This is a genomic window from Kitasatospora sp. NPDC058492, from assembly GCF_042720685.1.
GTDB lineage: Bacteria > Actinomycetota > Actinomycetes > Streptomycetales > Streptomycetaceae > Kitasatospora.
Window position 1 is genome coordinate 88,914 of record NZ_JBHXMU010000009.1, and the last position, 15,002, is coordinate 103,915.

The 15,002-nt window shown below is 68.1% G+C and carries 12 protein-coding genes; 5 read left to right on the forward strand and 7 right to left on the reverse strand.

The window, feature by feature from the left end; genetic code table 11:
* Window positions 1-248 precede the first annotated feature (248 nt).
* Together ACFWPI_RS08935 and ACFWPI_RS08940 are read left to right on the forward strand one after the other, a co-directional pair.
* Window positions 249-722, forward strand: coding sequence for an NUDIX domain-containing protein (locus ACFWPI_RS08935; protein ID WP_380373579.1), 474 nt, complete (start codon window positions 249-251; stop codon window positions 720-722).
* Window positions 723-844: 122 nt separating this feature from the next.
* Window positions 845-1,777, forward strand: coding sequence for a phosphorothioated DNA-binding restriction endonuclease (locus ACFWPI_RS08940; RefSeq protein ID WP_380373576.1), 933 nt, complete (start codon window positions 845-847; stop codon window positions 1,775-1,777).
* Between the two features lie 86 nt (window positions 1,778-1,863).
* On the opposite strand, the gene ACFWPI_RS08945 is transcribed toward ACFWPI_RS08940, so the two are convergent.
* The 5 genes from ACFWPI_RS08945 to ACFWPI_RS08965 form a co-directional block, all read right to left on the reverse strand.
* Window positions 1,864-5,100 carry a type I restriction endonuclease subunit R gene (locus tag ACFWPI_RS08945; protein WP_380373573.1) on the reverse strand — a complete coding sequence of 1,079 codons (3,237 nt, stop codon included), beginning with the start codon at window positions 5,098-5,100 and terminating at the stop codon, window positions 1,864-1,866.
* Window positions 5,097-6,293: a restriction endonuclease subunit S gene (locus ACFWPI_RS08950; RefSeq protein WP_380373569.1), complete on the reverse strand. Its 1,197-nt coding sequence runs from the start codon at window positions 6,291-6,293 to the stop codon at window positions 5,097-5,099. The genes ACFWPI_RS08945 and ACFWPI_RS08950 overlap by 4 nt, the downstream gene beginning before the upstream one ends.
* Window positions 6,293-7,906 carry a type I restriction-modification system subunit M gene (locus ACFWPI_RS08955; RefSeq protein ID WP_380373567.1) on the reverse strand — a complete coding sequence of 538 codons (1,614 nt, stop codon included), beginning with the start codon at window positions 7,904-7,906 and terminating at the stop codon, window positions 6,293-6,295. The genes ACFWPI_RS08950 and ACFWPI_RS08955 overlap by 1 nt, the downstream gene beginning before the upstream one ends.
* A gap of 94 nt (window positions 7,907-8,000) precedes the next feature.
* Window positions 8,001-10,172: an N-6 DNA methylase gene (locus ACFWPI_RS08960; RefSeq protein ID WP_380373564.1), complete on the reverse strand. Its 2,172-nt coding sequence runs from the start codon at window positions 10,170-10,172 to the stop codon at window positions 8,001-8,003.
* A 66-nt stretch (window positions 10,173-10,238) separates the two neighbouring features.
* Window positions 10,239-10,937, reverse strand: coding sequence for an Abi family protein (locus ACFWPI_RS08965; protein ID WP_279092409.1), 699 nt, complete (start codon window positions 10,935-10,937; stop codon window positions 10,239-10,241).
* A 654-nt stretch (window positions 10,938-11,591) separates the two neighbouring features.
* On the opposite strand from ACFWPI_RS08965, the gene ACFWPI_RS08970 reads away from it, so the two are divergent.
* From ACFWPI_RS08970 to ACFWPI_RS08980, 3 genes are all read left to right on the forward strand, one after another.
* Entirely contained in the window at window positions 11,592-12,008 is a 417-nt protein-coding gene (locus tag ACFWPI_RS08970) for a prevent-host-death protein (protein ID WP_363376862.1), read from the forward strand.
* A complete protein-coding gene (locus tag ACFWPI_RS08975) occupies window positions 12,005-12,430 on the forward strand; it encodes a cytotoxic translational repressor of toxin-antitoxin stability system (RefSeq protein WP_380373560.1) in 426 nt (141 codons plus the stop codon). The genes ACFWPI_RS08970 and ACFWPI_RS08975 overlap by 4 nt, the downstream gene beginning before the upstream one ends.
* A gap of 225 nt (window positions 12,431-12,655) precedes the next feature.
* Window positions 12,656-13,201, forward strand: a complete 546-nt coding sequence (locus ACFWPI_RS08980; protein WP_380373558.1) for a Uma2 family endonuclease — start codon at window positions 12,656-12,658, stop codon at window positions 13,199-13,201.
* 125 nt (window positions 13,202-13,326) lie between these two features.
* Here ACFWPI_RS08980 and ACFWPI_RS08985 read toward each other — a convergent pair whose 3' ends face one another.
* The gene (locus ACFWPI_RS08985; RefSeq protein WP_380373555.1) at window positions 13,327-14,361 is read right to left on the reverse strand and encodes a hypothetical protein; all 1,035 of its coding nucleotides are present in this window, start codon (window positions 14,359-14,361) and stop codon (window positions 13,327-13,329) included.
* The gene (locus ACFWPI_RS08990) at window positions 14,358-14,888 is read right to left on the reverse strand and encodes a SigE family RNA polymerase sigma factor (protein ID WP_063348334.1); all 531 of its coding nucleotides are present in this window, start codon (window positions 14,886-14,888) and stop codon (window positions 14,358-14,360) included. The genes ACFWPI_RS08985 and ACFWPI_RS08990 overlap by 4 nt, the downstream gene beginning before the upstream one ends.
* Between the last annotated feature and the right edge of the window lie 114 nt (window positions 14,889-15,002).

Below are 15,002 nucleotides of genomic sequence, written 5' to 3' on the forward strand. Positions count from 1 at the left end.
CGTGAGAAAGGGCTGCTGGCTGTGGCAAGCAGAGGACAAAATTCCGGCAGCGGCTCGGAGAGCCAGTCGGACTACGTCGGCCGCCTTCGGGAGGGGCGGCTGCTGGACAACCGACCGCTTCATCCCACGGCACTTGGTGACCACCTGGGTCCGGCAGCAGCGTGGCAAGCCGAGCCACCAGCTGGCGGTCGTCGCCCAGTGCCTGCGCATCGTGGGGTAGTCCGGCGCCGGCGGCTACAGTCATGGCCGTGAGCGACTCCGAGGCCCCCGAGGCCGTTGCCCAGCCTCGCACCGCCGCCGGCGTGCTGTTCTTCGACGAAGCCGACCGCGTGCTCCTGGTGAAGCCCACGTACAAGCCTGGCTGGGAGATCCCGGGCGGCTACCTCCAGCCCGGCGAGACCCCGAGTGAGGGCGCGGCCCGGGAGGTCAAGGAGGAGCTCGGTATCACCCCGCCCATCGGCCGCCTCCTCGTCGCGGACTGGGCGCCCCACCCGACCGAGGGCGACAAGCTGCTCTTCGTCTTCGACGGGGGCATCCTCTCCGCAGAAGAGCGAGCTCAGATCAACCTGGACGGAGTGGAGATCGGCGACTACGCCTTCCACACCGCTGACCAGATCGACGAGCTCCTCATCCCTCGTCTGGCCCGGCGGGTCCACGCCGCGATTGTCGCACGATCCCCGGCGGCAACCTCCTACTTGGAGAACGGGGTGCCTCGCTGCTGACTCAGGTGCCCGGACACTTCGAACCTGGACGGTTGGACTCGGCTACCGATCACCCTTGTTGAGTGCAGGCGCTGGACGCCAGGGCGTAGTTGGCGTCGGTGCCACGAACTACGCTGACGGTCATGGACTGGCTCGATCGGGTGGCGAAGCTGCGACAGTGGACAAACAACGAGGTTCGCGCTCCGCATAAGCCGCTGTTGCTGCTGTACGCCCTCGGCAGCTTCCAGCAGGACACCCACAGCGAACTGCGCTACAGCGTGGTCGAGGAGGAGCTGAAGCGGCTGTTGGTCGAATATGGGCCGCCGAATCCCACGACGCCCGCATACCCCTTCCACTGCCTGGTCAATGACGGAGTGTGGGAGGTCCGGACCGACCACGGGCCGGGAAGCCCAGGAACCGGTATCCGGCTTCTCCGGTCCAGTGGCGCCACCGGCGGGCTCGTTCCGGAGTTGCGGACAGCGCTCACCAGGGAACCTTCGCTGCTGGGGCGGCTCGCCAGAGTACTGCTGGACGTCAACTTCCCGCCTTCGCTGCACACCGATCTCTGCGAGGCCGTCGGCCTCGACCTGGAACTGGCCGAGACCGCGCCCGTGGCCGGCCTGCTGGGTGAAGCGGAGACCGCTGCACGCCGGCAGCGGGACCGTCGGATGCGTGAGCTGGTCCTGACGGCGTACGAGTTCCAGTGCGCCTTCTGCGGCTACGCCGGGATGCTCGGCGCGAGCAGTGTCGGGCTGGAGGCCGCGCATGTGCGGTGGTGGTCCTACGACGGCCCGGACGAGGTCGACAACGGCCTGTGCCTCTGCTCGTTGCACCACAAACTCTTCGACAAGGGCATCCTGGGCCTGGGCGAGGGCCACCGCATCCTCGTCTCACAGCGCTTCGTCGGCCGCAGCGAGGCGAGCCGGCAGCACGTGCTCGCGCTGGCAGGGCAGCCGGTGATAGGGCCGCAGTTGGGCGTTCCATCTGTCGCCGAACGGCATCGCGAGTGGCACGCCCGACAGGTCTTCCATGGTGCGCCTCGTATGCCAGTTGGGACAACTGCACCGACTGGGTGACAGCTTGCCCAAACCACCCAGTCGTGGCGCTGCTGAGATGACATCCGGACGAAGAGAAAGAGCGATAGCAAGAGGGTAGGTACGATTCAGGCCAGGACCTCCGCCATCTCCTCCGCCTGCTTCAGCACGCGCTCAATCGCCGCAGGCTGCTTACCCGGCGGATATCCATGCTTGCGCAGCAGACGGAGCACTCGGGCCATGATCCGGTCCCGGGCCTGCTCCTTCATCTTCCAGTCGACTGTGACGTCCTTCCGGATCTGCTCGTAAAGCTCGTGGGCGATCTTGGCGAGGGTCGTGTCCTTCATCTCCTCAACCACCGACTGGTCGGCCGCGAGCGCGTCGTAGAAGGCAAGCTCGTCCTCGGCCAGGCCGAGCTTCTTCGCCCTGCCCCGGTCGGCCGACACCTCCCGCGCCAGATCCACCAGGAACTTCATGAACTCGGCGGCCGTGAGCAGGCCGTTGGTGTACTGGTTCATGGCACGCTTCATCTTCTCGGTGAAGGTGTATTGACGGGTGATGTTGTTCGGGTGGGCGTCCTTAATCTCCTTTATCAGTGCGCGTCGCAGTGCCGCGATGACGAGGTTGGGGTGCTTGCTGTTCTGCAGGTCCCGCAGCACCCGGTCGTCCAGGTGGGACAGGTCGGGCTTGGTCAGACCAGCCGCGTCGTAAATGTCCACCACGCCGTCGGTGGCAACGACGGACTCGTTGAACTGGGCGATCAGCAGGCGTACGTCGGCGGCCGTGGCGAGGCCCTGCTCCTCCCTCTCGTCCATGGCGTACTTCTCGCGCGAGGTGCGTACAGCCTCGAAGAAGCGGATGTCGGGGAGCAGGTCCTGCACCCGCCGGTCGGTCGGGCAAAGGGAGAACGCGTGCTGCAGCAGCTTGGCGTAGTGCATGAACCGCTGCCTACGAGTGGCCTTGCCGGGTTCCAGCCCTGGTTCCGGCGTGATCAGGAACTCCAACGTCTCGGTCAGGGCTTCCCGGTAGGCGCCGGGCCCGCCCGCGTCCCGGATGCTCCGCCAGGCGCAGTCGGCGAGGAGCGCGTCGACGTGCTGGTGACTCTCCCGTACAAGCTTGACGGCACCATCGAGGTCCGCGCCGAGCATCGGGTGCTTCTGGTCCTGCTCGGAGTACTCGGCCAGGGCTTCCTTGATCTCACGGATCACACCCTGGAAGTCGACGACCAGGCCGGACGGCTTGCCGGGCCAGGTGCGGTTCACGCGGGCGATGGCCTGCATGAGCGCCGCGCCTCGCATGCGCTTGTCGAGGTAGAGGGTGTGCAGCGGCGGAGCGTCGAAGCCGGTCAGCCACAGGGACTGAACAATGACGAGTTGCAGTTCGTCGTCCGTGTCGGTCACCCGCTCCTGGATCTTCTTGAGCTGGGTGGGGGTGCGGACGTAGTCGACAACCTCCTCGTCGTCCTTGGCCGGGTTGCCGGTGAACACCACCCTGATCCGGCCGGTGTTGTCCGTCAGCAGCTGGGTTTTCGGGTCGCGCTCGCCCGCCCAGTCGGGTCGGCGGCGGATGATTTCCTCGAAGAGGCGGGCGGCGATGACACGAGACGCGCAGACGATCATCCCCTTGCCCCGGTAACCGGTGAGCTTGACCATCTCGCTGCTGCGCGCGTCCCAATGGTCGAGCAGCTCTCCGGCGAGTTCCCTGATGCGCTCCGGTGCGCCAATCAGGTTCTCGTACTTCCCAAACTCCCGACGGGCCTTGCGCTTCTCCTCCTCCGACAGCCCCTCTATCAACCCCTCAGCGCGGGCGTCCAGGTCGTCGAGGTCGACGTCGGCGGGCAGGTCCACCCTGACCAGGTGCGGCTCGTAGAAAACGGGGACGGTCGCCCCGTCGTCCACGGCCTGGGTGAGGTCATAGGTGTGGATGTCCTCGCCGAAGACACCCCGAGTGCTGCCGACGCGGTTCTCGATGGGTGTGCCGGTGAACGCGATGAAGGTGGCGTTGGGGAGAGCGTCGCGCAGGTTGCGGGCGTAGCCGTCGATGAAGTCGTAGTGACTGCGGTGCGCCTCGTCTACGACGACGATCACGTCGCGGCGCGGGGAGATCAGCGGATGTCGGACCCCGGCTGCCCGCTCCTCCTCAGTGAGGCGGAACTTCTGCAACGTGGTGAAGACGACTCCGCCGCCGCCTTCCTGCCGCTGGAGCAGTTGCCGCAACTGGCCCGCGTCCGCGGCCTTCTCCGGAGCCCCGGTGATCTTCTCCAGGGTGCGGCTGGTGGCGAAGGTTTCGTAGAGCTGGGTGTCCAGGTCGATGCGGTCGGTGAGAAGAACGAAGGTCGGGTTGGACAGCTCGGGGGTGCGGGCCGCCTTGCCGACGTAGAACAGCATCTCCTCGCTCTTGCCGGCGCCCTGCGTGTGCCAGACGACGCCTGCCCGCCCGTCGGTGGCCACAGCGGACTCGGTGGCCCGCACTGCGGCGTTGACGGCGATGTACTGGTGGGCCTTGGCGAGCTTGACCGTGTCGACCGCACCGGACTCCGGGGCGGAGTAGGACAGGAAGTTCGCGATCAAATTCAGGAAGCGGGTGGGCTCGAACGCACCGTAGACCATCCGCTCCAGGGCACGGCCGTCCTGGCGCTCGTCCTTGCGAAGCATCACGTCGTGCTCGTCCGCATGCCAAGGGGCCATGTGCTGCCAGGGCGTGAACGGGGTGCCCATGCGGGCGGTGATGCCATCGGAGACGAGGGTGACGAGGAGCGTGTGGAAGGTGCCGGTCTCCTTCAGCTCACGCCGGTAGCCCTGGAGCTGGTCGTATGCGGTACGGGCGCTGTCGTTGCTGTCCGCCTTCTTCAGCTCTACGACGGCGAGGGGCAGGCCGTTGACGTACAGGACGATGTCGAAGACGAAGGTGCGGTTCTTGGTGCTGCGCACCCGCACTTGGGAGGCGGCCACCAGGTCGTTACCGTGCGGGTCGGCGAAGTCGACCGGGCGGATGGTGGCGTGGCGCTTCTCGCCGGTGGCGGGGTCGTCGTACGGGACGCGCACACCGCCGGTCAGGCGCTCGTAGAACCGGTGGTTCTCGCGGAGGTCGTTCCGGGTGTGCCAGCGCAACAGCTCGTTGACGGCGTCGTCGGCGACGTACTCGGGCAGGCGCGGATAGCGGTTGCGGATCGCCTTGAGCAGGCGGGGCCGGAGGATCAGATCGTCCCAGTCCGCCCGCACGCCGTAGGCGGGACCGAGCTCCGGCCCCGAAATGTGCTGCCACCCGTACTGGGCGAGCAGCTCGAGCGTGTGCGACTCCAACTCCTTCTCGGTGAGCCTGTCTATGGGGGGATTACTGAGCGGCGGCTCGGCACCTGCGGTCATGCGACCTCCTCGACGGTACGGACAACGTCCTTGACGCGGAGCTTTCCAGAGAGCAGCTGCGGGAGGAGGGTGTCGCGGAGGTCGATTAGGGTACGATTTTCCTTCGCGGTTTGCGTCACCGAGGCGTGCAGTGCGTCGAGCTTCGCAGACAATCGCTCTCGCTCTCCTTGGGCGGGCAACGGGATTCGCCAACCAGGCATCTCCTTGAGCGGCAGCCGATCCACGGTGGCTCCATGGACGGTTCTACGCCTGATCTCATCCTGGAACGCAGGGCTGAGATACGCATGCAGCAGCAGCGCACCACTGACGGACGTGGACTTGCTGCGCAGCAACGCCATCCGCCGCCCCAAGCTCCCTCGTACACCGGGCGGCATCAGTGCGGCATCACCGAGCCGGGTCTCGTAGGAGAAGAGAACGTCCTCGGCCTGTGGTTGCACGCGTCGGGTCCAGCGGGGGAAGTCCTCTTCGGAGAGGTGCGCCGACTCGGCAAGGTCGAGAAATCCGTTCTTCAGGCTGCTGATGCTGAGGAACCAGGGGCCGGTCTCGGTCTTCTGCGGAGTGGCGTGCGGGCCGTCGAAGAGTTCAGCAAGGTCACCGATGAGCTCCGACTCACCGCCGATATTGGCACCCTCGTAGCAGGCGCTAGCAAGGCCCAGAGTCGTCTCACGCATCCGCTCGTTGAGCGCGATCTTGTCATCCAGTGTACCGAGAACTTCCGAAATGGCTCGCTGCTCGGTGAGCTCGGGGATACTGACGGGCCACCGTGAAAACTCGACTAGCGGGATGCGATCCACCGTCGCACCATGAATCGCTCGCTCAGCGATGGTCCTCTGGAACTCCGGACCCAAATACAGATATAGCAAGAATCGCGGGTCCACCGCATTAGGCTTAGGCCGCAGCAGCCCCATCCTCCGGCCGAGGCATGCCTGAAGCCCCGGAGGCATAAGGGCCGCCTCACCGAGGCGAGTCTCGTAGGAGAAGAGTAGGTCACCCTCGTGTGGCACCACCCGCTTGGTCCACTTCACGAAGTCAGCTTCAGACAGGTGAGCCGACTCAGAGAGAATCAGTCGCCCCGATGCCAAACTGGAGATGCTCAGAAACCAAGGGCCGTTGTCTGTTTTTTTCGGCGTGGCATGAGGTCCGTCATAAACGTCAGCCACATCTCCGATGGTTAGCTTCCGCCACTCCCCCATCACACCCTCCCCAACTGCTCATCCACAACCTTCGCCAACCGCTCCGACTCCGCGAACTGCTCCCGCAGTAGGGCCGTCAGGCGAGCGATCTTCGCCTCTACCGGCTCCGCGTCAGGGTCCGCCTCCGCCTCGGCGACGCCCACGTACCGCCCCGGCGTCAGCACGAAGTCATGCTCAGCGATGGCGTCCAGCGAAGCGCTCACGCAGAAGCCGGGCACGTCCTCGTAGGGACCAGCCTCCTTCACACCCCGCCACGCGCGCACTGTGTCGCCGATCCGGTGGACGATCTCCGCCTCGGTCAGCTTTCTCAGGGTGCGGTTTTCCATATCGCCGAAGTCGCGCGCGTCGATGAACAGCACCTCGCTCTTGCGCGCCGGCGACCAGCCGGAGTGCCTCCCCTTGCCCTCCGCCAGGAACCACAGGCAGGCCGGGATCTGAGTGGATCGGAACAACTGGCCCGGCAGGGCGATCATGCAGGCCACGAGGTCGGCCTCAACGATTGCGCGACGAATGTCGCCCTCGCCCGACTGCTTGCTGCTCATTGAGCCGTTCGCCAGGACTACACCGGCCCGCCCGCCAGGGGCGAGCTTGCTGATCATGTGCTGGAGCCAGGCGTAGTTCGCGTTGCCGACCGGCGGGGTGCCGTACACCCACCGCTTGTCCATGCCAAGCAGTTCCCCGCCCCAGTCGGAGATGTTGAAGGGCGGGTTAGCCATGACCACGTCCGCCTTCAGCTCTGGGTGCTGGTCGTTGCGGAACGTGTCGGCCGGCTCGTCGCCCAGCTTGGCTTCGACCCCGTGGATCGCCAGGTTCATGTGAGCCAACTGCCAGGTCGTCTGGTTGAGTTCCTGGCCGTAGACGGCGACGTTCAGCGGGTTGCCGCCGTGCGTCTCAATGAACTTCTCCGCCTGGACGAACATGCCACCCGAGCCGCACGCCGGGTCGTAGACCCGCTCGCCCTGCTTCGGTTCCAGCACCTCGACCAGCAGCTTCACCACGCTCTCGGGGGTGAAGTACTCACCGCCCTTGCGGCCCTCCTTCAGGGCGAACTCGGCGAGGAAGTACTCGTAGACCTCACCCATGATGTCCCGTGCGCCCTTGCGCCTGCCGTCCTCGCCCAGCTGCTCCTGGAAGACCAGCCGGTCCAGCAGCTTCACCAGGCCGGCGAGGCGTTCCTCGTCCACCTGGCCGCTGTTGTAGATCTTCGGCAGGGTCCTGTTCAGCGCCGGGTTGAACTTCTCGATGGCGCGCATGGCCGCGTCGATGGTCTCGCCGACGCTCTCGCCCTCGACCGTGCCCCTCGCCCGCTCCAGCACGCTCTCCCAACGGGCGGCGGGCGGCACGTAGAAGATGCCGGAACCGGTGTACTCGCGGCGCTCTTCGAGGGTGGCGAGGATGTCCTCCTCGCTCCAGCCGCCCTCCTCGCGCAGCTCGGCCTCCAACTGGGCCCGCTTCTCGGCCATGGCAGCGGAGACGTACTTGAGGAAGACCAGGCCCAGGACGAAGTGCTTGTACCCGGCGGCGTCCAGACTGCCGCGCAGCTTGTCCGCCGCCGCCCAGAGCACCTTCTTCATGTCCTGGGGTTCAGCCGTCTTCTTCTTCCGTGGCGGCACGGGTGCCTCACTTCTTTCCTGATCGTGGTGTTCTTCGTCGTACGCCGTGTTGGCCGGCGCAGCCGTGTTTCTCGTCGCTATGCCCGACGCCGCCTCAGGCGCCGCCGGGTCTGCGGCGCAGCGCCAGGTCCCCGTCGGCGACGCCGGCCGCCAGCCGCAGGGCCAGGTTGTCCAGCGCCGCAAGTTGCCGCCGTACGTCGGCGCGCTGTCGGTCGGTCTCCTTCAGGATGGCCTCCAGTTCGGCGACCTCCTCGGGGGCCAGCTCGGGCAGGTCCATGTCCCGCACGCTCACCCTGCGCACCAGCGAGCCGCTGCCACGATGCTGGTTGCGCGGGGCTGCGAGCAGTTGGGCGAGCGGGTGCGGGCGCATCCACACCTCCTCTGGCAGTACTTTCCCGGCCAGGAACTCCCGGTACGCCGGGATCCGCAGCCCTTGAACGGGTGCGAGCAGCACACAGCCGCCCGCATCGTCCACCAGCGTGCGTACCCCGTGCTCGGTGAGCAGGAAGACGTCGCCGCGCTCGGTGGTCTGGGCCTGCGGGTACTCGGCCAGGTCTTCCAACGCGATCCGCCGCTGCCCGAGCGGCAGGGTGCCGAGCATCTCCTCGCGGCCAACGACCATCAGACCGGCGTCCCCTATGTCCGACTCGCGGATCCGATGCCCGGCCAGCAGCCTGAGCTGGCCCGCCCGCAGATGCTCGCCGACCCTGCGGTGTGTCACCTCGCTGCCGGGGACCCGCCTGGCGACACCGAGATCGCCGATCCACTCCTTGAGCTGGGGCAGAGCCGTCGCGGCCTCGCGCCGTGCGTCCAGGGTGGCGGCGAAGTGGTCAAGGCCCTGTTCTTTCGTGCCGAGCCGGTGCGCCGGCAGGACCGATCGGCCGTCGAGAAGGGCTTCTCCCCTCGGGCGCGTGGCCGACACGGGAAAGTCCCTGGCCTCCTCAGCCGTCGGTGACCTTCCGTCCTCCAGCACTTTCGCGACGTACTCCGGCCACGCGCCTCCGACCCGGCGGGCGATCCGGTCGGCGTCGACCAGCAGTACCCGGCCCCGGCTGTCCGGTGCTGCCTCGTTGCGCAGCACAAGCAGCGCGTGTTCCGCTCCTGTGCGGAATCGGTGAATACGGCGCGGCAACTGGATGACCGCCGCGGCTACGTCCCGGCTCAGCAGTTCCTCACGCATCCGCGCGTTCGGTGTGGGAGTCGCGCCACGCGGTCGACTCAAGGTCCAGGACGGTACGACGACCAAGCCCCGGCCGCCGGGGTTCAGTCGGCGCACGGCTTCGAGGGCCCAGCTGAGCGGCCCCTTGTCGTCAAATTCCCGCTCGCCCGCGGCATAGGGCGGGTCGGCGATGACGACGTCGCCGGACGTGGTACCCGAGGGGCGTTCCGGACCCGGGTCGGGGTTCCGCTGCGCAGACGGCCGCAAGGTATCCAGTTCCTCGGGGTCCGCGCAGACGTTCACGCCACTGCAGTGGTGCGCGAGGAGCCGGTAGCTGATGAGTTTGCGGCGCAGCGGATCGGGCTCCACCGCGAGGATGCCTTCGTGCCCACGGATGTCGCCGAGGCCGAACAGCAGCTCCCCGGTGCCAGCGCACAGATTGATCACCGCGGGTTGATCGGAGCCGGGTGACACGACGTCCAGCGGGCCAGCCAGTCTGCTAATCAGCTCCGCGAGCGGGGACGGCGTCATGTCCGTGATCAGGTCCGACTCCAGCCGCTCGGCCAGACCCAGCACCGTGTCAGCGGCGGCTCCCGGCGAGCCCAGTTCCTCGATGAGCTGCCGTACCGCACGCGCAACACGCGGGTCGGCGGTTTCCACGTCCGTCAGCAACTCGTCCGAGAGGGCCTTCGCGCGCTGGTCGTCACCTTGCCCTGCCATGGCGCATACGGCCAGCGCGTCGGTGATGAGCCGCTCCGCCGAGCCCAGTTCGTGACGCAGGGCAACGAGTCCACGTAGCCGCAGGCCGCGTCGGAACCGGTCGCCGTAGGTCGGCAGGGAGCCGTCTTCGTCGGGCTCCGCGTCCGGGATGAGCCGCAAATCCAGCCAGGCCGCCACGTCCTCCGCGTCGAAAAGGGGCCTGCTGCCGCTGCCACCCACCGGATCCGGGAACGGCGGGCGCCTGTCGCCCCCCAACTGAGGAGAGTCCTTGGAGAACCTGCGCCTCCAGTTACTGACGGTGGGCCGGCCAACTTCAGCGAGTTCCTTGATCTCGCCCAGGGAAACCAGCGAGACGCCCTCCGCTTCACCCAGCGCCCGCGTGCTCACACTCGCTCCCATCCCACCAACTGGCGTCTTCCTCGTGACGGCCCTTGCCGTCGATGTTCGCGACTGTCACAACCGCATAGGCTCCTGACCCGACAGGACCGCCCTCCTGCGCGCCAGCACCTCGGGCACCTGCCCGTACTTCTCATGCCGTTCGGCCATCTCCGGGGACACGTACCGCAGCAGCGTCAGCGCGGTGTCCAGGTCCTGCTCGAGGTGCCGCTGGAAGATGCACTCGTGGTGGGCGATCCGGTTCCGCAAGGTGAGCATGAACTGGAACTTCTTGTACAAGTCGTCCCGACCACCGCAGTGGGCACGGAACAGATGGCGCAGCGAGGAGTTCCAGTACTTCATCTCGTAGTTGTCACCGCCACCACGCCCGAGAAGGCTGACCCAGAAGCCGAACGGAAGCTGCGCCACGATGTCGCACGGACCGAACGGACGGTACGGGCGCCTGTTCTCCAGCGTCTCTCGCGCGCTCTCCAACATGTCCTGGCCCTTGTAGTTGGGCCGGGCTTTCGGCACATCCCACCAGGCCTCCTGACCATGACGGCCTACAAGCTGGCGGTGGAGCCGGTTCCGCAGGCTGACTTCCAAGTCACGCAGGGGACTCTGCAGGGCCCTGGCCACTTCGGAGTCCCACGCGTACAGGCGCAGAGCACGGGTGCGGTCGCCTCCGCACTTGTGCAGGAAAGGCTGAAACCGCTCGGGAGAGATGGCCTCGATTAACCGGCCCTGCTCATCCGCCCCACGCTCACCCTGCGTCATCGCGCATCCTTTCCCCCGTGACTCGTCTGTGGTAAGGTCTGTCGAGTAAGCCTTGGACAACTGTCACTGCACCGCATACAGCCCTTGGCAATGCTTGGTTGTGACCCCCGAGTCCGCCCGCTCAGTTCAGGCGGACTCGGGGGCACAACTGTTTCTAGGCCAGAGGCCCATCTTGCAGAAGCAATGCTCTGGCAGCTACGGCCAAGTGTAGTAGACCTCACCCCTTTCCTGTCAATGAATGTAAGTGAGAAGGCCGCTTCTCGGCATTTGATAGCCAATCCACCAGGGCTTTTAAGCTCGGGTTCCCTGCGGAGATGGGCGGTGCCGGATGACGCCAACACTGACGCCAACCGGCTCGAACGGTGGCGCTCCACAGTGGCCTTCCCTGGACGGCAGAATCCCCCAAACTGGGGCATCCCGACGCCTCGACTTGGCCTGAAAAGCGGAAGGTCGCCGGTTCGACCCCGACCCTGGCCACAACGCATGACCAGGCATTATGCCCCCGAAGCAGCTCGCTTCGGGGGCATTTTCGCGTTGTTCGACGCCAACGGCACAGCGGACGGTCACCGCCCTCCCGCATGACCTCAAGTACTTGACGTACTTGACGTACTTCGCCGGCCGCGCGACCCTGGTTCTCGGACGAGGAGGCTTCCCATGACAGCAGTCCACTACGAGAGCTACACCGAAGCCCGAGCGCACCTGAAGGATCTGCTGGACGCAGCGGGGCAAGGCCGGATCGCGACCGTTCGCCGGGACACCGGATACGCGGCCGTAGTCGACGCAGGGCGGCTACGCCGCGCCCTCACGCTGTTGTGCCCCTCCAAGGCCGAGGTGGTCGCCGAGGGCGGTGGCTGGTCGGTGTTCTTCCCCGGCCTGCCGGTCGCAGCGGACGGCGGCACGTTCGACGAGGCCATCGACGAGATGATCGACGCGCTCCGCGAGTATGCGGAGGACTGGCAGGACCGACTGCTGAGCGCTCCGAACCATCGCGACAACTGGGGCCTGGTTCAGCTGATCGGTCTCAGCGACGACGCACAACTCCGTGATTGGCTGCTCGGAGTCGCGAAGTGACCTGGCCCCAGCCGACACGCGAACGGCACGAGCAGTTCTGCAAGGTTGAAGGCTGGGAACGCGTACGTGACGCGCGCGGCCGCACCGGCACCCACCACGTCACCTACGAATTCGGGCTCCCCGACGGGCGGATCCTGCGTACTCGGGTGTCGCATCCGGTCGACCGCACCGTGTACGGCGCGGGCATGTGGGCGCACGTCCTCCGCGACCAGCTGGATGTGACAGAGGATGTCTTCTGGCCGTGCGTCCTGGACGGCGCGCTTCCCGATCGAGGCGCGCCCGAGCCACCACGCGAGGCGCTTCCCGCAGATCTGGTCCACATGCTGATCAACCGTGTCGGACTCACCGAGAACCAGGTCGCCGAGCTGAACAAGGCCCAGGCGATCGCGCGACTCCAGCAGTTCTGGACCGAGGGCCACTGACACCAGTTGCCGGGTCGCCGCCTGGGCCCCTGCGGCTTCCGGCCCCCGCAGATCTCGAAGTCCATCGCACACCTTGAACTGGGGTGTTGCGACGACCGTTGGAACCCAAGATTTCGCTGCGGGGCTTCCGCCGTTCCGCGGGCCTGGGGCCCGGGGCCTGGGGCCGGGCGCCGACTACGCTGGGTGCCGGACACCGGTGGATTCGGTTCGGGAGGCGTCGCACTCATGACCCCGGAACACTTCGAGCTCCTGGAAGCGGCCCGCAGGAGCCTGCCCGACGGCTTCAAGGTGGAGCTCTCCGGCGACACCATCACCATGACGGTGAGCCCCTCGGGGATCCACCAGCGCAACCTGCTGGTGGTGCGCCGGCAGTTCGACGCCCACACCCCGGCCGGGCTGCTGCCGAGCGAGAACACCGATCTGATCTCGCCCAACGTCGGGAAGAGCCGCAATCCCGACCTGACGTACCTTCCGGACGACGCGCTGGCCACCACCGACAACCAGGTGCCCGCCGAGCTGGCCGCGATCGCGGTCGAGCTGGTCTCGCCCTCCAACCCCGAGAACGACTGGGTCGGGAAGGTGCGGGACTACCCGCTGATGGGGATCCCGCTGTACCTCCTGGTCGACGCGCGGGAGAAGACCGTCACCCTCTTCAGCAGGCCGGACGGCGCCCGGTACCACCGGCGCGAGGACATCGCGTTCGGCGAGACGATGCGCGTTCCGGAGCCCTTCGGCTTCGAGCTGGTCACCGGCGACCTGCTGCCCTGCTGATCTCGGGCGGCTCCCCCTCGCGTCAGCTCGCGCCGGGAGTCCGGTCCCCGCCGCCCTCGACCACGAGCAGCCGGGGGGTGATCGTGGGGGCGAGGGCGGTCAGGCCGGCACGGCGCCGGGAGGGTTCAGTAGGAGCGGAACCAGCTGGCGTCGGTGCCCAGCACGGAGCCGTCCGCCGCGTAGTACGTGAACGTGCGGGCCTGGGCGCCCGGCTTCCTGGCGATCGCGTACCAGCGCGTCGGGGAGTCCCCGAGGGCGACCGGCGCCGACTCGCTGACGCCGCCGGTGTCCCAGGTGACCACGATCTTCGCGACCCGGGGCCGGACCCCGGCGATCACCACCGGTGAGGCGCCCAGCTCCCCGCCCTTGAACCCGAGCATCGTCCCTCCTCCGGAGGTGGCCCGGTCGATGATCGCCCCGTCCGGCACCCCCGGGGCGGGGGTGTCGTGCATCGCGTCGTCGACCTGGCGCTGCCCGTCCACGGTGGCGTAGAGGTTCACCAGGTCCACGTCCGGGCGCCAGCTCCGGTCGATGTCCGCCCGGGTGGTCTCCGGCAGTTGCGGGATGGCCGTGTGCCGGTCCTCCCAGATCAGCCGGGCCTGTCGGAGGGCGTCCTCCTTGGTGGCGGCCGCCGGCCAGAACGCGGCCCACGCCTGCCACTGCCTGCCGTTCGTGGTGCCGTGGCCGACCACGACCCGGACCGGGGTGAACGGATCCCGCGCGGGAGCGGTCGGTGTCGCGGTGGTGCCCGCGGTGCCCGCGGTGCCCGCGGTGCCCGCGGCAGCCCCGGCAGCCTCCGCGGCGGTGACGGTCGAGGCGTCCGCCACCACCGCCCCCGCGTCGGCCGCGTTGCCCGGCCCCCGCCCCCGCCCGAGCCCGCCGAGCGCCGTCCCCCCGACGACGGCCGCCGCGACCAGCACCGCCACCGCCCCACTGGTCAGCAGCCGCCGGCGCCGCAGCCGGCGCCGCCCCCCGGCGACCAGCCGGTCGTACGGGACGGCCCCGATCTCGACGCTTCCGGCCAGCTCGCCCAGGACCCGCGCCGCCGCGGCCTCGGCGCCGGCCGCGCCCCCGGCCCCCGCCCCGACCGTGCCCTCGCCGCCCGCACCGCCCACGTTGCCCATGGCGCCCTCGCCGCCCACGTTGCCCTCGTTGCTCATCTTCCGCCTCCGATGCTCGCCAGCCCGTTGAGTGAGGAGGCCTCCCGCAGCTTGGCCAGGCCCCTGGCCGCCTGGCTCTTCACCGTCCCGACCGAGCAGCCCATCGCCGCGGCGGTCTGGGTCTCGGTGAGGTCCTCCCAGTACCGCAGCACGACGGCCTGCCGCTGCCGGGGCGGCAGCGTGCCGAGGGCCGTGAGCAGCGCCGCCCGTTCGTCCAGCCGCGCGTAGCCGTCGGGGCCCTCGGGTGCGGCCCGGTCGGGGACGGCGGTGACCAGGTCCTCGGCCGCTCGGCGGCGGAACCGCCGGGCGTGCTCGTTGATCAGGATCCGGCGCACGTAGGCGTGCGGGTCGTCGGCCGCCCGGACCCGGCTCCAGGCGACGTACGCCCGCTCCAGGGCCTGCTGGACCAGGTCCTCGGCGGTGTGCCTGTCCCCCGCGAGCAGGTACGCCGTCCTGAGCAGCCGCGTCCACGCGCTGCCGGTGAACGCGCGGAACTCCTCGTCCCTCGCGGTCTTCTGGGCTCCCATGAGCACCTCCTCAACCCCCAGAGCCCGAAACCGCCGCGAACCGTTGCCTGGCCCGGCCCGGAGCCGCCCGGCCCGACGTCGCCGGCACCCGGACCCGCCGTTCGCGCTCGGCCG

What these genes read in the sequence shown, in the direction of transcription:
- ACFWPI_RS08940 (WP_380373576.1), top strand. Translation starts at nt 845, where the DNA reads ATGGACTGGCTCGATCGGGTGGCGAAGCTGCGACAGTGGACAAACAAC.
- ACFWPI_RS08945 (WP_380373573.1), bottom strand. Translation starts at nt 5,100, where the DNA reads ATGACCGCAGGTGCCGAGCCGCCGCTCAGTAATCCCCCCATAGACAGG.
- ACFWPI_RS08950 (WP_380373569.1), bottom strand. Translation starts at nt 6,293, where the DNA reads ATGGGGGAGTGGCGGAAGCTAACCATCGGAGATGTGGCTGACGTTTAT.
- ACFWPI_RS08965 (WP_279092409.1), bottom strand. Translation starts at nt 10,937, where the DNA reads ATGACGCAGGGTGAGCGTGGGGCGGATGAGCAGGGCCGGTTAATCGAG.
- ACFWPI_RS08970 (WP_363376862.1), top strand. Translation starts at nt 11,592, where the DNA reads ATGACAGCAGTCCACTACGAGAGCTACACCGAAGCCCGAGCGCACCTG.
- ACFWPI_RS08980 (WP_380373558.1), top strand. Translation starts at nt 12,656, where the DNA reads ATGACCCCGGAACACTTCGAGCTCCTGGAAGCGGCCCGCAGGAGCCTG.
- ACFWPI_RS08985 (WP_380373555.1), bottom strand. Translation starts at nt 14,361, where the DNA reads ATGAGCAACGAGGGCAACGTGGGCGGCGAGGGCGCCATGGGCAACGTG.
- ACFWPI_RS08990 (WP_063348334.1), bottom strand. Translation starts at nt 14,888, where the DNA reads ATGGGAGCCCAGAAGACCGCGAGGGACGAGGAGTTCCGCGCGTTCACC.